The organism is Massilia phyllosphaerae (genome assembly GCF_034659755.1).
GTDB lineage: Bacteria > Pseudomonadota > Gammaproteobacteria > Burkholderiales > Burkholderiaceae_D > Telluria > Telluria phyllosphaerae.
The window spans coordinates 677,624-699,100 of the sequence record NZ_JAXSQX010000002.1; the positions used below are offsets into that span (position 1 = coordinate 677,624).

The 21,477-nt window shown below is 65.9% G+C and carries 19 protein-coding genes; 8 read left to right on the plus strand and 11 right to left on the minus strand.

Features of this window, described 5'->3' with window-relative positions; all coding sequences use genetic code 11:
- Positions 1 to 18 precede the first annotated feature (18 nt).
- Positions 19 to 513, plus strand: a complete 495-nt coding sequence (locus U1H99_RS11145) for a MarR family winged helix-turn-helix transcriptional regulator (protein WP_141830089.1) — start codon at positions 19 to 21, stop codon at positions 511 to 513.
- A 171-nt stretch (positions 514 to 684) separates the two neighbouring features.
- Here U1H99_RS11145 and U1H99_RS11150 read toward each other — a convergent pair whose 3' ends face one another.
- The gene (locus U1H99_RS11150) at positions 685 to 2,055 is read right to left on the minus strand and encodes a metallophosphoesterase family protein (protein ID WP_323141794.1); all 1,371 of its coding nucleotides are present in this window, start codon (positions 2,053 to 2,055) and stop codon (positions 685 to 687) included.
- Positions 2,056 to 2,259: 204 nt separating this feature from the next.
- On the opposite strand from U1H99_RS11150, the gene U1H99_RS11155 reads away from it, so the two are divergent.
- Positions 2,260 to 4,677, plus strand: a complete 2,418-nt coding sequence (locus U1H99_RS11155) for a TonB-dependent receptor plug domain-containing protein (RefSeq protein ID WP_323141795.1) — start codon at positions 2,260 to 2,262, stop codon at positions 4,675 to 4,677.
- Positions 4,678 to 4,845: 168 nt separating this feature from the next.
- Here U1H99_RS11155 and U1H99_RS11160 read toward each other — a convergent pair whose 3' ends face one another.
- On the minus strand, positions 4,846 to 5,421 hold the full coding sequence (locus U1H99_RS11160) for a DNA-binding protein (protein ID WP_323141796.1): 576 nt from the start codon (positions 5,419 to 5,421) through the stop codon (positions 4,846 to 4,848).
- A 29-nt stretch (positions 5,422 to 5,450) separates the two neighbouring features.
- The gene (locus U1H99_RS11165) at positions 5,451 to 6,659 is read right to left on the minus strand and encodes a cation:proton antiporter (RefSeq protein WP_323141797.1); all 1,209 of its coding nucleotides are present in this window, start codon (positions 6,657 to 6,659) and stop codon (positions 5,451 to 5,453) included.
- 184 nt (positions 6,660 to 6,843) lie between these two features.
- Between U1H99_RS11165 and U1H99_RS11170 the strand changes: the two genes are divergently transcribed.
- Together U1H99_RS11170 and U1H99_RS11175 are read left to right on the plus strand one after the other, a co-directional pair.
- Positions 6,844 to 8,553: a hybrid sensor histidine kinase/response regulator gene (locus U1H99_RS11170; RefSeq protein WP_323141798.1), complete on the plus strand. Its 1,710-nt coding sequence runs from the start codon at positions 6,844 to 6,846 to the stop codon at positions 8,551 to 8,553.
- Positions 8,550 to 8,768, plus strand: a complete 219-nt coding sequence (locus U1H99_RS11175; protein ID WP_323141799.1) for a DUF7661 family protein — start codon at positions 8,550 to 8,552, stop codon at positions 8,766 to 8,768. The genes U1H99_RS11170 and U1H99_RS11175 overlap by 4 nt, the downstream gene beginning before the upstream one ends.
- A 16-nt stretch (positions 8,769 to 8,784) precedes the next feature.
- Here U1H99_RS11175 and U1H99_RS11180 read toward each other — a convergent pair whose 3' ends face one another.
- The 8 genes from U1H99_RS11180 to cyoA all read right to left on the minus strand — a co-directional run bounded on the left by U1H99_RS11180 (position 8,785) and on the right by cyoA (position 18,307).
- Positions 8,785 to 11,226 (minus strand): catalase, encoded by a 2,442-nt coding sequence (locus U1H99_RS11180; RefSeq protein WP_323141800.1) that lies wholly within the window; start codon positions 11,224 to 11,226, stop codon positions 8,785 to 8,787.
- A 285-nt stretch (positions 11,227 to 11,511) separates the two neighbouring features.
- The gene (locus U1H99_RS11185) at positions 11,512 to 12,087 is read right to left on the minus strand and encodes a response regulator transcription factor (protein WP_323141801.1); all 576 of its coding nucleotides are present in this window, start codon (positions 12,085 to 12,087) and stop codon (positions 11,512 to 11,514) included.
- The gene (locus U1H99_RS11190; protein WP_323141802.1) at positions 12,074 to 13,423 is read right to left on the minus strand and encodes an ATP-binding protein; all 1,350 of its coding nucleotides are present in this window, start codon (positions 13,421 to 13,423) and stop codon (positions 12,074 to 12,076) included. The genes U1H99_RS11185 and U1H99_RS11190 overlap by 14 nt, the downstream gene beginning before the upstream one ends.
- On the minus strand, positions 13,407 to 14,234 hold the full coding sequence (locus tag U1H99_RS11195; RefSeq protein WP_323141803.1) for an SURF1 family protein: 828 nt from the start codon (positions 14,232 to 14,234) through the stop codon (positions 13,407 to 13,409). Before U1H99_RS11195 ends, U1H99_RS11190 begins: the two co-directional genes overlap by 17 nt.
- Positions 14,235 to 14,243: 9 nt before the next feature.
- Positions 14,244 to 14,651, minus strand: coding sequence for a cytochrome o ubiquinol oxidase subunit IV (gene cyoD, locus U1H99_RS11200; RefSeq protein WP_323141804.1), 408 nt, complete (start codon positions 14,649 to 14,651; stop codon positions 14,244 to 14,246).
- Positions 14,648 to 15,286: a cytochrome o ubiquinol oxidase subunit III gene (gene cyoC, locus U1H99_RS11205; RefSeq protein ID WP_323141805.1), complete on the minus strand. Its 639-nt coding sequence runs from the start codon at positions 15,284 to 15,286 to the stop codon at positions 14,648 to 14,650. Before cyoC ends, cyoD begins: the two co-directional genes overlap by 4 nt.
- Complete coding sequence (gene cyoB / locus U1H99_RS11210; RefSeq protein WP_323141806.1) at positions 15,279 to 17,282, minus strand: cytochrome o ubiquinol oxidase subunit I; 2,004 nt, start codon at positions 17,280 to 17,282, stop codon at positions 15,279 to 15,281. Before cyoB ends, cyoC begins: the two co-directional genes overlap by 8 nt.
- A 5-nt stretch (positions 17,283 to 17,287) precedes the next feature.
- Positions 17,288 to 18,307 (minus strand): ubiquinol oxidase subunit II, encoded by a 1,020-nt coding sequence (gene cyoA / locus U1H99_RS11215; protein ID WP_323141807.1) that lies wholly within the window; start codon positions 18,305 to 18,307, stop codon positions 17,288 to 17,290.
- Between the two features lie 167 nt (positions 18,308 to 18,474).
- Between cyoA and U1H99_RS11220 the strand changes: the two genes are divergently transcribed.
- From U1H99_RS11220 to U1H99_RS11235, 4 genes are all read left to right on the plus strand, one after another.
- Positions 18,475 to 19,821 carry an MFS transporter gene (locus U1H99_RS11220; RefSeq protein WP_323141808.1) on the plus strand — a complete coding sequence of 449 codons (1,347 nt, stop codon included), beginning with the start codon at positions 18,475 to 18,477 and terminating at the stop codon, positions 19,819 to 19,821.
- Positions 19,822 to 19,952: 131 nt separating this feature from the next.
- Positions 19,953 to 20,570, plus strand: a complete 618-nt coding sequence (locus U1H99_RS11225) for a histidine phosphatase family protein (protein ID WP_323141809.1) — start codon at positions 19,953 to 19,955, stop codon at positions 20,568 to 20,570.
- 27 nt (positions 20,571 to 20,597) lie between these two features.
- On the plus strand, positions 20,598 to 20,948 hold the full coding sequence (locus U1H99_RS11230; RefSeq protein ID WP_323141810.1) for a DUF6152 family protein: 351 nt from the start codon (positions 20,598 to 20,600) through the stop codon (positions 20,946 to 20,948).
- A 2-nt stretch (positions 20,949 to 20,950) separates the two neighbouring features.
- Positions 20,951 to 21,448, plus strand: a complete 498-nt coding sequence (locus U1H99_RS11235; RefSeq protein WP_323141811.1) for a hypothetical protein — start codon at positions 20,951 to 20,953, stop codon at positions 21,446 to 21,448.
- Positions 21,449 to 21,477: the final 29 nt, after the last annotated feature.

Consider the following 21,477-nt stretch of genomic DNA (forward strand, 5'->3'; position numbering starts at 1 on the left):
TTCCGCTATCATCCTGCCATGTCCCCATCTTCAGATCCCATTCAGGCTGCGGAGCCGGCGTCGACCACACGCGTGCTGCGCCAGTTCCGTATCGTCTTCAATTCCGTCAAAACCCACTTCCGCCAGGTGGAGCGCGAGGCCGGCGTCGGCGGCGCCCAATTGTGGGCGCTGTCCGTGATCGAGCGCCGGCCCGGGATCGGCGTGACCGAACTCGCGCGCGAGCTCGACATCCACCAGTCCACCGCCAGCAACCTGATCAAGGCGCTCTGCGAGCGCGGCCTGGCCGTCGCCGCGCGCGAAGGCATGGACCGCCGCAGCGTGTCGCTACGTATCCTGCCACCCGGCCAGGAAGTGTTGCGCAGCGCCCCGATGCCCTTCGCCGGCGTGCTGCCGGACGCCCTCTCGAGCCTCGACGAAGCCACCCTGGCCCGCCTCGAACAGGACCTCGGCAAGCTGATCGCCCTGCTCGAAGCCGACGAGTCGGTCGGCAAGGTGCCGCTGGCCCAGCTCTGACGCGGTTACCCTGGATTAATCGGAAAAAAAAGGCTCCCGGGAGGACCGGGAGCCAAAAGATACATCGTATCCTCATCGCTGATCGCAACGGCGGCGTCATGCTGCCCTGCTCACGCTTCTATGATGACATGGATGCTGTGCTTAAGGCAAGTACATTTGATGAAATGTATGTCAGTGCACCTGCTCCACCGCGCACTTCGACTTGCTGCCACGGATCTCGCAAGTCGTCTTCTCGTTCCCATCCCGGTCATGCACGACCACGTGCCAGGTGTCGGTCCCGGTCCGTTCCATGGTCATGAAGCCGAAGCCGTCGATCCAGGAACTCATCGCATCGACGCGCGCGCCCGGCGCCGGCAGCATGTCCGGAATGGTGGCCGGCAGCGGCACGATGTCTTCGGCGGTGCCGGCGAAACCGGCCACGAACTGGGTCGGATGGTCGGTCGCGAAGCTGGTCTGTTCCCACAGGTGCACGTGGCCCGACAGCAGCACGTCGACGCCGGCCGGCAGCAGGCGCGGCGTGAACGGGCCGAAGACCTGGATCAGGCCGGCGTCGCCGCCGAACAGCTTGACGGCGCCGGTGTCGGCATTGCGTTCGGCGCCGAAGTTGTAGAGCGGATGGTGGTCGACCGCGATGCTGTGGCGGGCACGCTTCGACAGCGCCTCGATCTTGCGCCAGGTGTCGGCATACTTGTCCAGCCGTGCGTCGCCCGCCTTGAAGCCCTTGTACGAGGTGTTCGCACTGTCGAACACCAGGAACTGGGCGTCGGCGCCGATCGGCACCGCGTAAGGGTCGGCGTAGTCGGCCACGGCATCCTGGGCCGGATCGTCGCAGCTGCGGCCGTTCATCGGATGCGGGTCGAGGAAACGCCACCATCCTTGGCCGCCGCGCACGCAGGTTTCATGGTTGCCGCGCGCCATGATCCACGGTGCGGCATCCAGCAGCGCCTTGCCCGGCGCGAAAAAGTCGGCTCTCCACGCATCCCAGCCATACCCCCACGGCGAACCGGCGCAGCCGGGCCGGTCGGCCGGGCACGGCGCTTCACGGTAGTGGAAGTCGCCCACGTGCACGACCAGGTCCGGCTTCCAGGCGGCGGCGCTGGCGGCCACGCGCGCAAATGGAAAAGCCTCGGGGTCGTTGCAGGCCTGGTATTCCTTGTTCTTCAGGCGGCAGCCGGTGTCGCCGATCACCACGATGCGGCGCGGCGCGGCCTTTGGCAGCGGCAGCGCCTGCCTGGCGATCGCTACGCGGGTTGCGCCCGCGGGCAGCGCCGTCTCGCAGGACAGCACGGCTGTCGAGTCCGGACCCTGCCGCGGCTTGCCGTCGTCGCCGGCGCGCAGCGGAATCGCGCCCCAGGGTGCGCGCACCGCCATCGGCGCGGCCTTGCCGTCGATCTCGATGGTGGGACAGGATCGGGCGGTGGTGATGGCACGGGCGATCGCGGCGCCGTCTTCGCCGACGATCACGAAGGCGGCTTCGGGCGGATGGGACGGCGGGATGCTGGCGCAGCCGCCGAGGATGGCGAGCAGGCTTGCAAGAGACACTGAGCGGAAAACGGGCATGGGCCAGCCTTGTTCAAAATTGCGAATTTACCACATTCAACGTGGCGTCCCCGCATCTACCCAAAGTACATAATCTTTCGGCATATAAGCATAGGCGTAATCGGTATTGGCGAAGAGTTTGACCAACTGCTAAGCTTGCGCCCCCTCGACGGCCGCAGTGCCGTCGCCACATCCTTCCTAATATATATGAGCACCAAACATAACAAGACCAATCCCTCGCCGAATCGCTCACGTGGGCTGCTCGCCCTGACGCTCGTCGCCGCCAGCTTCCCGGCCGCCCAGGCCCAGACCACTTCGGCCGCCCAGCCTGCCGCAGGCGCCGACACCCCGGCCAACACCGTGGTCGTCACCGGCACCCGCTCGCTGAACCGCCGCAGCCTGGATACCGAATCCCCGGTCGACGTCATCTCCAGCAAGGACCTGCTGAGCACCGGCTCGGGCGAGCTGGCCACCGTGCTGTCGCGCCTGCTGCCGTCGATGAACTTCGCGCGCCCGACCGGCGCCGACGCCAGCGACGCCGTGCGCCCGGCCCAGCTGCGCGGCCTGTCGCCGGACCAGACCCTGGTCCTGGTCAACGGCAAGCGCCGCCACACCTCGGCCGTGGTCAACGTCAACGGTACCCTCGGCCGCGGCTCGGCCCCGGTCGACCTGAACGCGATCCCGCTGGCCGCGATCGACCACATCGAAGTGCTGCGCGACGGCGCCGCCGCCCAGTACGGCTCGGACGCGATCGCCGGCGTCGTCAACATCATCCTGAAGCGCGGCGCCGACGGCGGCGACGTCGAAGCCATGTACGGCGTCTACGACAAGGGCGACGGCGACCAGACCACGGTGCGTGGCTCGACCGGCTTCAAGCTCGGCGACAAGGGCTGGGCCCGTGTCTCGGTGGAAGCGGCCAACCGCCTGGCGACCAACCGCGCCGGCGTCGACCCGCGTCCGGCCGCCGGCCCGCGCCAGGGCTTCGTCAACCAGCGCTACGGCGATCCGGACAGCAAGCCGAAGACCCTGTTCCTGAACAGCCAGTACAGCATCAACGACAACATCGACTGGTACGCCTTCGCCAACTACGGCGAGCGCAAGACCTCGGCCGCGGCGACCTACCGCACCGTCACCGCCGCATCGGCGGTGCGCCAGCTGTATCCGGAAGGCTTCCTGCCGCTGCAGGACAGCAAGTCGACCGACAGCTCGCTGGTCACCGGCCTGCGCGGCGAACTGGCCGGCTGGCGTTGGGATGCGAGCCTGAACTACGGCCGCAACCGCTTCAATCTCGACATCGACAACACCGCCAACTACGCCCTGGGCAACGCCAGCCCGACCAGCTTCTACGCCGGCAAGCTGACCTCGACCCAGGAACTGGCCAACCTCGACGTCGCGCGCGATATTCCCGTGTCGTGGATGGCCGGTCCGCTGACCGTGGCACTCGGCGCGGAAGCCCGCTACGAGTCCTACGAGATCGGCGCCGGCGAACCGAATTCCTACTTCGGCAGCGGTTCCCAGGGCTTCTCCGGCTTCCGTCCGGAAAACGCCGGCAAGAACAGCCGCAACAACCAGTCGCTGTACCTGAACCTGGAAGGCGACATCCTGAAGGACCTGTCCGGCTCGCTGGCGGTGCGCCACGAGCGCTACAGCGATTTCGGCAACACCACCTCTGGCAAAGGGTCGCTGCGCTACGCCTTCACGCCGCAGTTCGCGCTGCGCGGCACGGTGTCGAACGGCTTCCGCGCGCCTTCGCTGGCACAGGAGTACTACACCATCACCACCACCAACTTCCTGGTGGTGAACGGCGTCAACACCCCGATCGAGACCGGCACCTTCCCGGTCAACAGCGTCGCCGCCGGCGCCCTCGGCGCCCAGGCCCTGAAGCCGGAACGCGCCCGCAACCTGAGCATCGGCGCGCAGTGGCAGCCGATCCGCAACTGGACCACCACCGTCGACCTGTACCGCATCGACATCGACGACCGCATCGTGTTCTCGTCGAACCTGCAGCTGGCCAATGCCCCGGCGCTGAACACCGCGCTGCGCAACCAGGGCATCTTCGTCGGCGCGGCGCGCTACTTCACCAACGCCGTCGACACCCGCACCAAGGGCGTGGACGTGGTCAGCACCTACCGCCTGCCGCTGCAGCAGGGCGCGCGCGCCGACTTCACGCTGGCCTACAACCACAACGACAACGAAGTGCGCAAGGTGGCCGCCAACCCGGCGATCCTGGCTGCCAACAACCTGACCCTGGTCGACCGCCAGTCGATCAACCGCCTGACCGTCGGCTCGCCGAAGGACAAGCTGACCCTGTCCGGCGACTACACCCGCGGCGTCTGGAGCGGCCGCGCCAACCTGACCCGTTACGGCAAGTTCACGGTGCCGCAGAACGACCCGGCGCTGGACCAGAACTACGACCCGCAGTGGGTGCTGGACGTCTCGGCCAGCGTGCGCGTGGCCAGCAACTGGCGCGTGACTCTGGGTATCGACAATCTGACCAACCGCTACCCGGCGCAGGTAACCTCGGCCGGCAACCTGAACGTGAATGGCACGCAGCCGTACAGCATCTGGGCGCCGAACGGGTTCAACGGGCGCTTCCTGTACGCCAAGGCTGGCTACAGCTGGTAATCTCGCTTGGATAGGTCGAGATAAGTTAGCGTTAATCCCGTCGTCCCCGCGAAGGCGGGGATCCAAGTTCTGCGTGCGTTACGACTGCTCGACAAACTCGGCTCCCCGCCTCCGCGGGGACGACGTTTATCCGCTTACAAGACTCGTCACGCCTTTCGGGAGCCGGCGTCAGGACCGGGCCACGGTACGGATCATGTCGAACGGCGAACTGGCGCCAGGCCCCGAGCGCGAGGACAGCAGGCCGCTGTCGAAGCGGCCGAAGCCGGCATGCGCCTGGTCCGGCCGCGGCGTGCGCCAGCCGCGCGCCAGGGCGTAGCGCTCGTCGTCGGGCTCGTCGCCTGGACTGTCGCCGGCGCGGCGTGTTTCCAGCTGGGTCACGCGCGCGCTCAGTGCCGCCACCGTGGCCCGTAAAGCGGCCAGTTCCTCCTCTTTCTGATGCAGTACGTCGTCGTGCGCCGCCTGCAGCGCCGCGATGCGTGCCTTGATGCGCGCATCGGCATTGGCGTGCAGGCGCTCCGCCAGCTGGCCGACCACGGCGCGCAGCGCCTCCTCAGTATCGTCGCGCTGCAGGCCGACGTCCGGATCCTCGTCGCGCAATTCGCGCAGGTATTTGTGGATGGTCGACTTGGAGCCGCTGTCGCCTAGCGCATGGCGCACCGCATCGACCGACGGATACTTGCCGTCCGCCAGCATGCGGTCGCGTACCGACCTGACCTGTGCCTTCGTGAGTCCGCTTCGCGCCATGATCCGCCTCCGCTATTCGAGAATGCCGTTCAAGAGCTGGCCTGCTCCACCAGTCCGCGATGCTGTGCCCGGTTCAGTTTCGGATGCACGACCGGCACTGTCAACATCGTGCTGCCCACGGCCATCAGCAGCAGCGCCGTGAAAGTCTCGCTGGTGATAATGCCCTTGTCGAGCAGGATGTTGGCAAAGATGATTTCGATCAAACCCTTGGTTTGCAGCAGCCAGCCGATGATCGAGGCTTCGCCGCGCTTCCACTTCAGCATGCGGCCGGCAATGTGCGCACCGGCCAGCTTGCCGCCGACCGAGGCGAACAGCAGCAGGCCGCCGACGAAGAACACGGCATAGCCGCCCATGTCCCATTTGGTGCGCAGGCCGGTACTCAGGAAGAACACCGGCATCAGCACCAGCAGTACGTTCTTGAACAGCGCATCCAGCTTGTCCTGGCCGAACCAGTCGGCGTCCATCACCACGCCGGCCAGGAAGGCGCCGACCATGAAGTGCAGGCCGGCCCAGTCGGCGCCGAAGCCGCAGGCGATCAGCCAGATCATGGCCACATACCAGCGGTCGGGTTGCGGCAGGCGCGCCATCAGGCGCCGGAACACCAGCGTCAGCAGCGCGAAGCCGGCCAGGAAGCCGAGCTGGCGGCCGACGCGTTCCCAGTCGAGCATGATCAGGGCCAGCACGCCCCAGATGGCGACGTCGTCGAGGCTGGCGTAGCGCAGGATGCGCTGGCCCATCGGCTGGCGCAGGATGTCGAGCTTTTCCATCAGCAGTACCAGCACCGGCAGCGCGGTGACGGCGCAGGCCATGCCGGTTCCCAGGGTGAATTGCCAGACTTGGGCCTTGGGCCCCATCCAGCCCGGATAGGCGACCAGCAGCAGCGCCGCCCCGCAGCCGAGCAGCAGCGGCATGCCGAGCGACAGGCCGGCGGTGGTGACGCTCTCGCGGCGGTAGGTCCACACCTTCTTGAGGTCGAGCTCGATACCGGCCAGCATCACGAACAGCATCACGCCCCATTGGGCGATGCCGTTCAGGGTTTTCATGACGTCCGGGTTGAACACGAACTTGTGATATTCGGGAAACATCGCGCCGGCCACACCGGGGCCGAGCACGATGCCGCCGATGATCTGGACGATGGCGAGCGGCGCAACATAATCGGTGCGGCCGAACCGCCACACCAGATACGGCAGGCTGAAGATCAGCAGCATCGCCAGCAGGAAGATCTCGGTGGTACTCATACGTCTCCTTGATGTTATGTAATTATGTAACGCTATGATCTGCCTATGCTAGCGGACAATTGAATTTTTGAAAACCGAGCAGGCTGATAGGTCGGCTGATAGGTGCCGCACGCCTGGGGGCATGCGTTTTGTGCAATTTGACGATGCTTGATAGAATTTCGCTTTCATTACCTGTGCAATTCCTATGGAACCGACTGCCCTGCTCGCGGACGACACCCGCCTTGCCGTCCTCGAGTCATATGGCATCCTCGACACGCCACCCGAGAAAGCCTTCGACGACGTGGTGAAGCTGGTGAGCCAGCTGCTCGACGCCCCGATCGCGGTGGTAAACCTGCTTGCCCGCGGCCGCCAGTGGTTCAAGTCGGAGATCGGGCTCGGCGTCCGTGAAATGCCGCTCGACGACTCGATCTGCAAGTTCGCTCTGTTGGAAGAGTCGCGGATGGTGGTGCCCGACACCCTGGAAGACCCGCGCTTCAGCTGCAATCCGCTGGTGAGCGGCACCCCCGGCTTGCGTTTCTACGCCGGCCAGGTACTGAAAACGCGCGATGGCGTCCCCCTGGGCACGCTGTGCGTACTGGACACAGCCCCACGGCCGCAGGGGCTGACCGCGCAACAGGAATTCGCGCTGGCCACGCTCGCCCAGCAGGTCATGAGCCAGATCGAATTGCGCAAGGCGCTGGTCGACCAGCAGGCCTTGATTGCGCAACAGGCGGCGGCCCAGGAAGCGCTGCGCCAGGCCGACCGCAAGAAGGACGAGTTCCTCGCCATGCTCGCGCACGAACTGCGCAATCCGCTGGCGCCGATCACCTCGGCGGCCGCCATCCTGACAAACTTCAAGTTCGACGAAGCCATGGTCAGGCGCGCCAGCGCGATCATCTCGCGCCAGGCCAGCCACATGACATCGCTGATCGACGACCTGCTCGACGTCTCGCGCGTCACCCGCGGCAAGGTCGAACTCGAGCTGGTCGAGCTCGACATCAGGGACGTGGTCGCCGATGCCGTCGAACAGGTGCGTCCCCTGGTCGAGCGCCACGGCCACACGCTGGACCTGCGGCTGGCGCCGGGCCAGGCGATCGTCAGCGGCGACTGCAAGCGCCTGGTGCAGGTGGTGGCCAACATGCTCAGCAACGCCGCCAAGTACACGCCGGACGGCGGCCGGATCGACGTCGCGCTCGATATCGGGCCCGATACTGGGGCTGACACCGTGGCGCTCACGGTTCGCGACAACGGCATCGGCATGACGCCGGAACTGATCGGCCACGCCTTCGAGCTGTTTTCGCAGGGCGCGCAGGGGCTCGACCGCAGCCAGGGTGGGCTCGGCATCGGCCTCGCGCTGGTGAAGAGCCTGGTCCAGCTGCATGGCGGCAGCGTCAGCGCCGAAAGCGGCGGTACCGGCATGGGCAGCACCTTCCACATGACGCTGCCGCTCGCGGCGCGCTCGACGCCGCGGTGTGAAGACCAGCGTGGCGGAGCGGGCGAGCGGCAGGCGCCGGCGCTGCGCGTCGGCATCGTCGACGATAACCAGGACGCGGCGGTGACGCTGGCCCTGTTCCTCGAGGCCAACGGTCATACGGTCACGGTCGCCCACTCGGCCGGCGCCGCCCTCGCCGGCTTTCCGGCTTTTGCGCCCGATGTCTGCCTGCTCGACATCGGCCTGCCCGACATGAACGGTTTCGAGCTCGCGCGTACCCTGCACGGCGGCGGCGCTGCGCGTCCGGTGCTGATCGCCGTCACCGGCTATGCCCAGGACAAGGACCGCGACGCCGCGCTGGCGGCCGGGTTCGACGCGCTGCTGGCGAAGCCGGTCAGCCTCGATACGCTGAACGCGGTGCTGGCGCGCGCCGGGCGGCGCCGCAGCCTGGCGGCCCCGCTCACGCCGCCGGTGCCGGCATGAACGAGTTCAGGTTCAAGGTATTCCGCAGGCTGGTTGCCGTGACCGGGCGTCCTGGCGCCTGGCAGGCGTTTTACCTGGGTGCCGACGGCAAGCGGCGCCCGGCCGATTTCGTCCTGCCGGGCGACGTCGCCGCAGACGATCTGGCCGACTACCTGGCCGACCTGTTCCACGAGGATGCAGCACCGGGCCACGACAGCGTGCGACGGCTGCCCTGACCCGGCTTCATTCCAGTCACACCCGCGGCGTGTCGGTCTCGCGCGCATACACCTTGTACTGCGCCACCGACCTGGCGAAGGCCCGCAGCGCCGCCGGCAGCTGCGCCGGGTCGGCCACGATCAGCCCCGGATCCGGTTCGCCGCCCGGCAGCGCCGCCGGAATGCCGGCCGCAACCACCAGCTGCCGCCCTGCCCCCAGGATCAGGAAGGCCTTGTCGTGGCGGTAGGCGTCGCGCACGAAGTCGAGGACGCGGCCGTCGCGCGCCAGCGCCGCCGCCGACCCTTCGCCGGGCGCCACCACTACCGCGTCGTACATCACCGAGGGCGTGGTCTCGACCGTCACCTCGACGTCGAGCGGCTTGTCGTTGACGGCTTTCAGTTCGCCCAGGCGCAGGCCGACGATGCGCGGCTGGGCGCCCTCTTCCAGCAAAAAGGCGTACAGGCGGCGCACGGCGGCGGCATCGACGCCGTCGCCGGCCACGATCGCGATGCGGCGCGTGCGGATGCCGGTCTTGCCGGGATGGGCCAGCAGCGACAGCGACGGCGACGGCGGGTAGTCCGGAATCGGGGTGTCGTTTACGCGCGGCAGCCGCGGCGGCACCGGGATGCCGAGGCCGTCGGCCACGGCGCGCGCCAGGCCCCCATCGACATTGGCCAGGCCGGCGACGATGCGGGCGCGGATGGCCAGCGTCTGAACTCTGGTTAATTCGAAGCGGAAGGCGTCGACGATGTGCTTCTGTTCGACCGGCGTCTGGCTCTTCCAGAACAGGCGCGCCTGGCCGTAGTGTTCGGCGAACAGTTCCGGCTTGCCGCGCACCTTGCTGGCATCGATGTGCTCGGCGTAGCTGACGAAGCCGCGCTGGCCGGCCTGGAACGGGCAGCCGCCGGCCAGCGAATTCGGCTCGTAGGCCACGCGGCCGCGGTTGATGGCCTGGCGGTGAAAGCCGTCGCGCTGGTTGTTGTGGACCTGGGCGACCGGGCTGTTGATCGGGATCTCGTGGAAGTTCGGCCCGCCCAGGCGCGTCAGCTGGGTGTCGACATACGAGTGGATGCGCCCCTGCATCAGCGGGTCGTTGGTGAAGTCGAGGCCCGGCACCAGGTGGGCGGTGCAAAACGCCACCTGCTCGGTCTCGGCGAAGAAGTTGTCCGGGTTGCGGTTCAGGACCAGCTTGCCGACCGGGCGCAGCGGCACCAGTTCCTCGGGCACCAGCTTGGTCGGATCGAGCACGTCGAATACCTTGAAGTCGGCCGCCTGCTGTTCGGTGAAAATCTGCAGCCCGAGTTCATACTCGGGGAACTGGCCGGCCTCGATCGCTTCCCACAGGTCGCGCCGGTGGAAGTCGGGGTCGGCCCCGGCCAGTTTCACCGCTTCGTCCCACACCAGCGAATGGGTGCCTTGCAGCGGGGTCCAGTGGAACTTCACGAAGTGCGACTCGCCTTGCGCATTCACCAGGCGGAAGGTGTGTACCCCGAAGCCCTGCATGGTACGGTAGCTGCGCGGGATCGCGCGATCCGAGTTAACCCACAGCAGCATGTGGAAGATCTCGGGCGACAGCCCGGCGAAATCGTAGAAGGTGTCGTGCGCGCTCGAGGCTTGCGGGATCTCGTTGTGCGGCTCCGGCTTGACCGCGTGGATGATGTCCGGGAACTTCATCGCGTCCTGTATGAAGAACACCGGGATGTTGTTGCCGACCAGGTCGAACACGCCTTCCTCGGTATAGAACTTGGTGGCGAAACCGCGCACGTCGCGCACGGTGTCGGCCGAACCGCGCGAGCCGGCGACGGTGGAAAAGCGTACGAACACCGGGGTGCGCTTGCCTGGCTTGGAGAACAGCGCCGCCCGCGTGAGGCCGGACAGGTCGCCATAGTTCTCGAAGTAGCCGTGGGCGCCCGAGCCGCGCGCATGCACCACCCGTTCGGGAATGCGCTCGTGGTCGAAGTGGGTGATCCTCTCGCGAAAGATGAAGTCTTCCATCGCGGTCGGGCCGCGCAGGCCGATCTTCAGCGAATCCTGGTTGTCGGCGACCTTGACGCCCTGGTTGGTCGTGAGTTCGCGCTTGGTATCGTCGACGCGGACGCGGTCGAGCGGGCCGTTGAGCGGATTCTCGCCGATGTCGGGCTGGCCGTCGCCGGTCTTGCGCGAGGCGATGTCTTCTGTGGTCGTGCTGGCGGTGGCCAGCGGCGTGTCCGGCACGAACACTTCGCCGCGGTGGGCGGCGTAGGCGGCCAGGCCGTATTCGAGGCCCTTGGTCGCGTTGTAGGGACGGTCGGCGGCGAGTTCCTTGTCTTCGCTGACCTTTTCCAGCAGCCGCTCGCTCTCCGGCGTGTCGGTACCCAGGCTTTCCGGCGGGTTCGGGTCGGACGGACCGCCGACGGTACCGAGGATGGATCCGGCGCCGTCAAACGGGCCGTTGGGAGCGAACGCGGGGTCGTTGGGGTCGTGCTCGTGCGTGGCCATGCATCACCTCGTTGGGTTGTGATGGAAAAGGCGCACACAGTCCGGTTGTGCCTACTGGAAAAATGTCTTGCGTCCGGCTAAACGTGTACGCGATAGCCGAGTCTGCTTGCATAGAGGTGCCGGGTATTTGAGGGATGCCAAACGAAGCTGCTGACGAGGGAACCGTCGAAATAGCCCGTCGCCCCTGCGCAGGCAGGGGCCCAAGTTATAGGCGCTAACGTGACGCCGGCAACTTGGACCCCTGCCTTCGCAGGGGCGACGAGTTATCACTGCCGACTCAGAGAATTACTTGACCCGCTGCTTTTCCAGCTTGCGCGCCAGCGTCCGCCGATGCATCCCCAGCCGCCGCGCCGCTTCCGAGATATTGAAATCGGTCTCGGCCAGCACCTCGTGGATGCGCTCCCACTCCAGCGTCTTGATCGAGGTCGAGCGGTTGGTCAGCTCCACTTCGACGTTGCCGGCCACATGGTCGAATGCGGCTTCGATGTCGTCGGTGTTGGATGGCTTGGCCAGGTACTGGCAGGCGCCCAGCTTGATCGCCTCGACCGCGGTGCCGATGCTGGCAAAGCCGGTCAGGACCACGATCAGCATCTCCGGGTCGTGCTGGTGCAGCATCTGCACGCAGGCCAGGCCCGAGCTGTTGCCCTTCAGCTTGAGGTCGACCACGGCATAGCCGGGCGAATGCCGCTGCAGCAGCTCGGTGGCTTCTTCGAGGCCGGGGGCCAGCAGCACTTTATAACCGCGCCGCTCGAACGAGCGGCCGAGGGTGCGGGCGAAGGCATCATCGTCTTCGATGATCAGGAGCAGGCGCTCGCCATCGAAGGCGCTATCGGTATCGGGGTCGGTATCAGTGTTGGACATGGTCTGGTTTCTTGTCCAGGGCAATCGCCGACAGCGGCAGGGTCAGCCTGACCTCGGCGCCACCCTCGGGACGGTTGGTGGCGGCGACGAAGCCGCCCAGCGTGCGCGCCACGCTCACGGCCAGGAACAGGCCGAGGCCGCCGCCGGGACGGCCCTTGCTGGACTGGTAGGGTTTGCCGAACTGGGCCAGCATGCTGGGCGCGAAGCCGGGGCCGCGGTCGCGCACGGTCAGGGTCAGGGTGCCGTCGTCGACGCCCGCTTCCAGGCTGACCCAGTCGGGCGAAGCTTCGAGTGCGTTGTCGAGCACGTTGTCGATCATTTGCTTGAGGGCCGAATCGAAGGCCACCGGCAGGTCGTCCTCGATGTGGTTGTCGTAGGCGAAATCGCGCACCGGGCGGCTGTCCTGCCACTCGTCGACCAGCTCGTCGAGGAAGCTGCGGATGGTGGTCCTGACCGCCGACTCGCCGCGCGTTTCGCCGGCCGACAGCAGGATGCTGGTGACGATCGACTTGCAGCGCTTGAGCTGGGTCTGCATTTCGTTCAGCTCTTCCAGCAGTTCCGGGCTGCGCTTGAACTCGGGCATCCGTTTCCAGTCGCCCAGGATCACGGACACGGTCGCCAGCGGCGTGCCGAGCTCGTGGGCCGCGCCCGAGGCCAGCAGGCCCATGCGCACGATGTGCTCTTCCTCGGCGGCGCGCTGCCGCAGGTCGGCCAGCTGCGCCGCCTTCACCCGCAGCGTGGTCGAGATGCGCGAGATGAAGACCACCAGCAGCGCGGCGTTCAGCACGAAGCAGATCAGCATGCCCTGCACATACAGGCTGGCGATGCCGCGCGCGTGGTCGAACGGCAGCGGCAGCGGCTGGGCGAAGATCGAGAGGCCCGCCAGGCAGGCCAGCGTGATGCCGACGATGGTCCAGGTCGACCACGCTTCCAGCAGCACCGCCGACAGGATCACCTGCAGCAGGTACAGGAACGCAAACGGATTGGTGGTGCCGCCCGACAGGTAGAGCTGGATGGTCAGGCTGGCGACGTCGACCAGCAGCGCAAGGAACAGTTCGTTGTTGTTGACCGGGCGGTGTTCGTGCCAGCGTAGGTGGCTGGCGACGTTGAAGGCGATCAGGCACGCCAGCACTTCCAGCATCTGCACCAGCGGCAGCTGGACGCCAAACACCAGGATGGCGGCGGCGATGGTGGTGACCTGGCCGATGACGGCAATCCAGCGCAGCTCGATCAGCTGCAGCATGTTCTTGTGGCCGGCCGCGTATTCGACGTCGGCAGCGGAGTGCGCGCGCCGCAGCGCGGCCGCTATCGGTTTGCCGTCAGTCGATGCGCTCATCGTCGTTTGCCCTTGCCTCTTTCTCGAATGCGGCCGAGCCGGCGCGCATGGCCCACCACCACGCACCGCCGACCATCAAGGCAAGAGCATACCAAGTGATCGCATAGACCAGGTGGCTGTTCGGGAAATTCACGACGGTGAGACCGCCGACCGGGCGGTCGGGCGAATCGGGCGGGTTCTGGTTGGCGCCGGCGTCGACGAAGAACGGCGCCGCCTGCGGGACGCCGCGCGCGGCCGCGATCGCGCGGATGTCGCGCACGAACCAGCGGTTGGCGGTGGGGTCGTTGTTGCGGGTGAAAGCGCCGCCCTGCTCGCCGATGCGCAGCAGGCCGGTAATCGTCGTGGCCGCGATGGCGGTTGTTGCAGCGCAGGGCGCCGGGCCGGCTTCATGTGGCGCGTAGCGCGTCGGCGCGCCCAGGTCGGACGGGATGAAGCCGCGGTTGACGATGATAATCTGGCCGTCACTGGTGCACATCGGCGTCAGCAGCCAATAGCCGCTGCCCTGCTCGGTGAGCGCCTGGACGGGGGTGGTAAGGTCGTACAGATAGGTGCCGCGCAAGACGGTGCGACGGTATTCGTCGCTGGCGGCGGTGATGCCGGCCCAGCGCGCCGGGGGAGGCGGCGCGGCCGGGGCGGCGTGCACGCGTGCTTCCACGCGTGCGATGAGGTCCAGTTTCCATTGCAGGCGGTAGACCTGCCAGGTGCCGAGCCCCGCGAAAATCACGATCAACAGCAGCGCAAGGACTGCCAGGAAGGGGTTGAACCGCTTGCCGGCGGAGCCAGGTGCCGCTGCTTGATCGCTCTCTCGCATCGATGCTGCTTACTGCATGTCGTGCACGGCGGATCCGTCGTTGCTCATGTGCGGCATCATGTTGGCGTTCATGTGCATCATGACCCAGATCGAACCGACCATCACGATCGCCAGCAGGATAATGGTGAGCAGCATCGCCATGAAGTTCCAGCCGCCTTCCGACTTGGTGTTCATGTGCAGGAAGTAGATCATGTGCACGACGACCTGGACGGCCGCGAACGCGAGGATCACGTACTTGGTCGTGCCCGGCTGCAGCTGGTGGGTCATCACCAGCCAAAACGGGATCGCGGTCAGGATCACCGACAGGATGAAGCCGATCCCGTAATCCTTCAGGCTGCCGTGGGCATGCAGGTGTTCGTCATGATCGACGTGGTGGCCGTCGTGGCCGTGGCCGTGTGCGTGGTGCAGGTCGCTCATGGCAGGACTCCAATCAGGTAAACATAGGTGAACACGCCGATCCAGATGACGTCCAGGAAGTGCCAGAACATCGACAGGCAGGTCAGGCGGCGGTAGTTGGCGCCGTTGATGCCGTGCTTGCCGACCTGGAACATCAACGTGATCAGCCACACGATACCGAAGGTCACGTGCAGGCCGTGGGTGCCGACCAGCGCGAAGAACGAGGTCAGGAAGCCCGAACGCCACGGGCCGAAGCCTTCGTGGATCAGGTGCGTGAACTCGTACAGTTCCAGGTACAGGAAGCAGGCACCCAGGATGCCGGTGATGCCCAGCCAGATCTGCGTCTTGCCCACGTTCTTCTTGGCCGCGGCCAGCATGGCGAAACCGTAGGTGATCGACGAGAACAGCAGGAAGCCCGTGTTCAGGGCCACCAGCGGCAGGTCGAAGATCTCGGCGCCCGACGGGCCGCCTGCGTAGTTGCGGCCGAGGACGGCATAGGTCGCGAACAGGCAGGCGAAGATCAGGCAGTCGCTCATCAGGTAGATCCAGAAACCGAGCAGCGTGCCCTGTTCCGGATGGTGTTCGCGCACGAAATAGCGCGAGCTTGCGTCGGCGCCGCCGACGGCGCCTGCAGTGGTTGCTTTGATATCAGACATGGGCATTCAGCAGTCGGGTGTGGGCTTCTTCCGTACGCGCCACTTCTTCCGCGGGGATGTAGAAGTCGCGCTTGTAGTTAAAGGTGTGGTAGATGATCGCGGCCAGCATCGCGATGAACGATGCGCCCACCAGCAGCCACATGTGCCAGATGATGCCGAAGCCAACGCCGGCCGACAGCACGGCGATCACGAAACCCGCCCAGGTATTGCTAGGCATGTGGATCGCGACGAAGTCGTTCAGCGGACGCTGGTAGCCGTTCTTCTTCATGTCGGCGAAGGTGTCGTTGTCATACACCACCGGGGTGAAGGCGAAGTTGTAGTCAGGCGGCGGCGACGAGGTGGCCCACTCCAGGGTACGGCCATTCCACGGGTCGCCGGTCACGTCGCGCAGTGCCTTGCGGTTCAGGATCGAGACGGTGAACTGCATCAGCATGCAGCCGATACCGGCGGCGATCATCAGGGTGCCGAACAGCGAGACCTGGAACAGCCAGTGGATCGACGGGTCGTCGAAGTGGCTCATGCGGCGGGTCACGCCCATGAAGCCCAGGATGTACGGCGGGATGAAGGCGAACCAGAAACCGATCGACCACAGCCAGAAGGAACGCACGCCCCACTTCTTGTCCAGCTTGAAGCCGAACATCTTCGGCCACCAGTAGTTCACGCCGGCGAACAGGCCGAACAGCACGCCACCGATGATCACGTTGTGGAAGTGCGCGATCAGGAACAGCGAGTTGTGCAGCACGAAGTCGGCTGCCGGCACCGCCAGCATCACGCCGGTCATGCCGCCGATGGTGAAGGTGATCATGAACGAGATGGTCCACATCATCGGCAGTTCATAGCGGATGCGGCCCTTGTACATGGTGAACAGCCAGTTGAACAGCTTGGCACCGGTCGGGATCGAGATGATCATCGTGGTGATGCCGAAGAACGAGTTCACGCTCGCGCCCGAGCCCATGGTGAAGAAGTGGTGCAGCCACACGAGGTAGGACAGGACCATGATGACGGTGGTCGCGTACACCATCGAGGTGTAGCCGAACAGGCGCTTGTTGCAGAAGGTCGGGACGACTTCGGAGAAGATACCGAAGGCCGGCAGAATCAGGATGTAGACCTCGGGGTGGCCCCAGATCCAGATCAGGTTCACGTACATCATGGCGTTGCCGCCCAGTTCATTGGTGAAGAAGTGGGTGTCGAACAGACGGTCCAGGCCCAGCATCGCCAGCACGGCGGTCAGGATCGGGAAGGCCATCACGATCAGGATGTTGGTGCACAGTGCGGTCCAGGTGAAGACCGGCATCTTCATCAGGCCCATGCCCGGCGCGCGCATCTTGACGATGGTGACGACCAGGTTCACGCCCGACAGCAGCGTGCCGACACCGGCGATCTGCAGCGACCATATGTAATAGTCCACCCCAACATCCGGACTCGCCAGGATACCGGACAGCGGCGGGAAGGCCAGCCAGCCGGTGCGGGCGAATTCGCCGACGAACAGCGATGCCATCACCAGGGCGGCGCCCATCGCGGTCATCCAGAACGAGAAGTTGTTCAGGAACGGGAAGGCCACGTCGCGCGCACCGATCTGCAGCGGCACGATGTAGTTCATCAGGCCCGTGATCATAGGCATCGCCACGAAGAAGATCATGATCACGCCGTGGGCGGTGAAGACCTGGTCGTAGTGATGCGGCGGCAGGAAGCCGTGCGAATCGCCGAACGAGAACGCCTGCTGGGCGCGCATCATCAGGGCGTCGGCGAAGCCGCGCAGGAACATGACGAGACCGAGGATCATGTACATGATGCCGATCTTCTTGTGGTCGATACTGGTGAACCAGTCCTTCCACAGATAGCCCCAAAGTTTGAACTTGGTAATGGCGGCGAGGACGACGATGCCGCCCAGGATCACCGCGATAAAGGTACTGATCAGGATCGGCTCATGGTAGGGAATCGCTTCCCAGCTGAGCCGACCGAAGATCAACTTCGCTAAGTCAAATTGCTCGTTCATTGTGATTACTTCTTCTTCACAGTTTCGTTGGGCGTGGTGCAGACCTCGCCATTTGCCTGAGCCAGGCGGGTAGCCGCGGTTTGCGGCATGCGGGCCATGGCCATTTCATGCGACTTGCGCGCATCGTCCATCATCATCTTGTCCATGCAGACGACGCCGTCGGCGACGCAGCGGTTCAGGACGCGATAGAACAGGTCGCCGTCGACGCCGGCGTAGCGGCGCACCGGATCCTTGATGGACGGCTTTTCCAGCGTCACGTAGTTGGCGCGGTCGAGGTTGCCGCCGCCGGCTTTCACCGACTGCACCCAGCCGTCGAAATCGCCCTGGGCGACGCCGCGGTAGGCGAACTTCATGTCCGAATAGCCCGCGCCGCTGTAGTTCGACGAGATGCCGAAGGACGTGACCGGCTTGTTCTGGACGGCGTTCAGCGTGGTCTCCATGCCCGGCATCGCGTAGATCATGCCGGCCAGTTCAGGAACGTAAAACGCATTCATGACCGAGGTCGCGCTGATCTTGAAGCGCACCGGCACGTCGACCGGCACCACCAGTTCGTTCACCGTCGCGATGCCCTGCTCCGGATAGATGAACAGCCACTTCCAGTCCATCGCGACGACCTGCACCACCAGCGGCTTGGTCGACGCCGGGATCGGACGGCTGGCGTCCAGGCGGTCGAGCGGACGGTAGGGGTCGAGCTTGTGGGTGGTGATCCAGGTGATCAGGCCCAGCACGATGACGATCAGGAGCGGCGCGCCCCAGATGACCAGTTCGAGCTTGGTCGAGTGATCCCAGTCGGGTTCGTAGGCGGCCTCGGTATTGCTCGCGCGGTACTTGCGGGCAAAGTAGACGATCAGGAAGATCACCGGGACGATAATCAACAGCATCAACAACACCGAAACGACGATGAGCTGTGCCTGCTGTGCAGCGATGTCACCGGACGGATTCAGCACCACCGTGTTACAGCCGGAAAGCAGCGCTGCAGCCAACGGGGCGAGGAACAGTCCTCGACGGAGGGTTTTAGGAATCATGCTTGTGTTTTACGTTACATGGGAAAGATAACATGATAATGTAACGCCAAAGGAGCACGTTTGGCGATTGGACGTTTTGTCCCACCCCGCCACCCCCCGTGGCAGTCGCAGTCTTTCCAATCGGTTCCAAACGTGCAATGAGCTGAACTTCGAACCGGAGACGAAATATGCAGAGCACGAACACGACGTACGGCGACGCAGGCGCCGCTCCCATTACCAGCCCGCAAAGCGGTGCACGCAACATCAACGCTCGCGACGGCCACGTCTCTCCGGGTGACATCGCCGTCGGCGTGGTCATCGGACGCGCCTCCGAGTATTTCGACTTCTTTGTCTACGCCATCGCCTCGGTGCTGGTATTCCCGGCGGTGTTCTTCCCGTTCGCCGACCGCCTGCAGGGCACCCTGTACTCGTTCGCCATCTTCTCGCTCGCCTACATCGCGCGTCCGATCGGCACACTGGTCTTCATGGCCATCCAGCGCCACTTCAGCCGCGAAGTCAAGCTCACCATCTCGCTGTTCATGCTGGGCACCGCCACCGTCGCCATTTCGTCGTTGCCGACCTATGGACGCTGGGGCGAATGGTCGATCATCGCACTGGCGGTCCTGCGCTTCGCCCAGGGCGCCGCGCTCGGCGGGTCCTGGGACGGCCTGCCTTCGCTGCTCGCACTGAATGCGCCCGAGGGCAAGCGCGGATGGTACGCCATGCTCGGGCAATTGGGTGCACCGGTGGGTTTCATCATCGCCGCCGGCATTTTCGCCTACATGATGAGCCAGTTGTCGCAGGACGATTTCCTGGTCTGGGGCTGGCGTTTCCCGTTCTTCGTCGCCTTCGCGATCAACGTGGTCGCCCTGTTCGCCCGCCTGCGCCTGGTATCCACCCACGAGTACGTGCACCTGCTGGACGAGCACCAGCTCGACGCCGTGCCGGCGCGTGAAGTCTTCGGCAAGCAGTGGACCACGATCGCCCTGGGCGCCCTCGCCGCCCTGGCCAGCTATGCGCTGTTCCACCTGGTGACCGTGTTCCCGCTGTCCTGGATCCAGCTGTACGACACCCGTTCGGTGGCCGACTTCCTGGTGGTCCAGATCTGGGGCGCGGGCGTCGCCATCCTGGGCGTGCTGGCCTCGGGCCTGATCGCCGACCGGTTCGGCCGCCGCAACACGCTCGGCACGCTGGCGATCCTGATCGCGATCTTCTCGTTCTTCGTGCCGACCCTGATCGACGGCGGCGTGTCGGGCCAGAACACCTTCATCCTGCTCGGCTTCCTGCTGCTCGGCCTGTCGTATGGCCAGGCCGCCGGCGCCGTCACCTCGAACTTCCTGCCGCAATACCGCTATACCGGCGCCGCCTTCACCTCCGACCTGGCCTGGTTGGTGGGTGCAGCGTTCGCCCCGCTGGTCGCCCTGGGCCTGGCGGCCAACTTCGGCCTCGGCTACGTCAGCCTGTACCTGCTGTCGGGTGCGGTCGGCTCGCTGGCGGCGCTCAGCCTGAACCGTGCCCTGGAGATCAGGAACTGATCAGGAACTGAGCAGGCACTGAATCAGCAGAGCTTGTGCCCCGGTCGATACCGGGGCTTTTTTTTGCACAGCCGTGCGCTGCGTCCACGGCGGCGCAGTGATAATGCGTCATCCAATGGATGGAGGCCGCCATGCAGCGTCGCCGTCTTCTCATGCTCGGCCTTGCCTCGGTTCTCCCCGCCGCGCTGCCCGCCTTCGGCGCCGGGTTCGCTGCGCAGTCAGCTTCACCGTCCGCTTCACAACGGGACTCCCCGGAATTCTGGCAGCGCCTGCAGGGCGGCGGACTCCTGCTGCTGGTCCGGCATGCCGCCACCGCCCCGGGCATCGGCGATCCGTCCGGCTTCGAACTGGCCCAGTGCCGTACCCAGCGCAACCTGTCGGCCGGCGGCCGGCGTGATGCCGAGGCGCTCGGCGCAGCGGTGCGCGCCCACGGCGTCCCGGTCGGCCGGGTGTGGTCGAGCCGCTGGTGCCGCTGCCTGGACACCGCCAGCCTCGCCTTCGGCCGGGTCGAACCCGAACCGCTGCTCGATTCACTGTTCCAGCAGGACGCCGGCCGTGTGCGCGCCGCGACTGCCGCACTGCGCGCGCGTCTGGCGATGCCGCCAGCCGGCGCCAATACCGTGCTGGTCACGCACGACATCAATATCCGCGCCCTGGTCGACGAATCGGTCGCGCCCGGCGAAGTCCTGGTCCTGCGCGCCGCGCCGAGCCGCCTGGAAGTCCTCGGACGCCTGTGGCGGCCCGGCTGATCCGCATTCTCACTCTCGGAAGTCACCATGAAACGCCCGTTTTTGCTCTCCGCCCTGCTCTCCACCCTGCTGGCCGGCACCGCCTGGGCCCACCATGGCTGGAGCGAATACGACGACAAGAAGCCGCTCGAGCTCAAGGGCACCATCGAATCCTCGGGCTACCAGCAGCCGCACGGTTTCGTCGAGCTCAAGACCGCGGGCAAGACCTGGCACGTGGTCCTGGCGCCCCCGGGCCGCATGGAGAACCGCGGTCTTGCCAAGGACATGCTGGCCGCCGGCACCGCCGCTACCGTCTACGGCTATCCGCACCGCACCAAGCCCGAAGAATTGCGCGCCGAGCGCATCACGATCGCCGGCAAGACCACCGAGCTGCGCTGACCGTGCTCGAGGGCGCGGCGCCGGCCGGCCTGGCCGGCCTGGCGGAATGGATCGCGGCGACCGCCCCGGCCCAGGCCATGCGCACCAACGCCTGGTTGTACCCGGCGGTCGAGACCGTGCATATCGTCGGCTTCGTGCTGCTGGTGGGCGCGGTGGAGATGTTCGACCTGCGCGTGCTCGGGTTCGGTCGCGCGTTGCCGCCGCGCGAACTGGCGCGCCACCTGTTGCCGTGGTCGGCTGGCGGCCTGCTGCTGATGGTGCCGAGCGGGCTGCTGCTGATGTCGGCGCAGGCGGCCGACATGCTGCGCAATCCTGTGTTCCTGCTGAAGATGGGACTGGTGGCGTCGGCCGGGCTGAATGCGCTGGCCTTTCACCTCGGGTCGTGGTGGCGCACACGCGGCAGCGTCGCGCCGACCGTCGCGGCGCGTGTGAACGCAGCGCTTTCGCTGCTGTTCTGGGTGGCGGTGATTACGTGTGGACGAATGCTGGCCTACGTGTGAGCCTGCCGTAGGGTGGACGGCCAGCCGTC

What these genes read in the sequence shown, in the direction of transcription:
- U1H99_RS11145 (WP_141830089.1), top strand. Translation starts at nt 19, where the DNA reads ATGTCCCCATCTTCAGATCCCATTCAGGCTGCGGAGCCGGCGTCGACC.
- U1H99_RS11155 (WP_323141795.1), top strand. Translation starts at nt 2,260, where the DNA reads ATGAGCACCAAACATAACAAGACCAATCCCTCGCCGAATCGCTCACGT.
- U1H99_RS11160 (WP_323141796.1), bottom strand. Translation starts at nt 5,421, where the DNA reads ATGGCGCGAAGCGGACTCACGAAGGCACAGGTCAGGTCGGTACGCGAC.
- U1H99_RS11165 (WP_323141797.1), bottom strand. Translation starts at nt 6,659, where the DNA reads ATGAGTACCACCGAGATCTTCCTGCTGGCGATGCTGCTGATCTTCAGC.
- U1H99_RS11170 (WP_323141798.1), top strand. Translation starts at nt 6,844, where the DNA reads ATGGAACCGACTGCCCTGCTCGCGGACGACACCCGCCTTGCCGTCCTC.
- U1H99_RS11175 (WP_323141799.1), top strand. Translation starts at nt 8,550, where the DNA reads ATGAACGAGTTCAGGTTCAAGGTATTCCGCAGGCTGGTTGCCGTGACC.
- U1H99_RS11180 (WP_323141800.1), bottom strand. Translation starts at nt 11,226, where the DNA reads ATGGCCACGCACGAGCACGACCCCAACGACCCCGCGTTCGCTCCCAAC.
- U1H99_RS11185 (WP_323141801.1), bottom strand. Translation starts at nt 12,087, where the DNA reads ATGTCCAACACTGATACCGACCCCGATACCGATAGCGCCTTCGATGGC.
- U1H99_RS11190 (WP_323141802.1), bottom strand. Translation starts at nt 13,423, where the DNA reads ATGAGCGCATCGACTGACGGCAAACCGATAGCGGCCGCGCTGCGGCGC.
- U1H99_RS11195 (WP_323141803.1), bottom strand. Translation starts at nt 14,234, where the DNA reads ATGCGAGAGAGCGATCAAGCAGCGGCACCTGGCTCCGCCGGCAAGCGG.
- cyoD (WP_323141804.1), bottom strand. Translation starts at nt 14,651, where the DNA reads ATGAGCGACCTGCACCACGCACACGGCCACGGCCACGACGGCCACCAC.
- cyoC (WP_323141805.1), bottom strand. Translation starts at nt 15,286, where the DNA reads ATGTCTGATATCAAAGCAACCACTGCAGGCGCCGTCGGCGGCGCCGAC.
- cyoB (WP_323141806.1), bottom strand. Translation starts at nt 17,282, where the DNA reads ATGAACGAGCAATTTGACTTAGCGAAGTTGATCTTCGGTCGGCTCAGC.
- cyoA (WP_323141807.1), bottom strand. Translation starts at nt 18,307, where the DNA reads ATGATTCCTAAAACCCTCCGTCGAGGACTGTTCCTCGCCCCGTTGGCT.
- U1H99_RS11220 (WP_323141808.1), top strand. Translation starts at nt 18,475, where the DNA reads ATGCAGAGCACGAACACGACGTACGGCGACGCAGGCGCCGCTCCCATT.
- U1H99_RS11225 (WP_323141809.1), top strand. Translation starts at nt 19,953, where the DNA reads ATGCAGCGTCGCCGTCTTCTCATGCTCGGCCTTGCCTCGGTTCTCCCC.
- U1H99_RS11230 (WP_323141810.1), top strand. Translation starts at nt 20,598, where the DNA reads ATGAAACGCCCGTTTTTGCTCTCCGCCCTGCTCTCCACCCTGCTGGCC.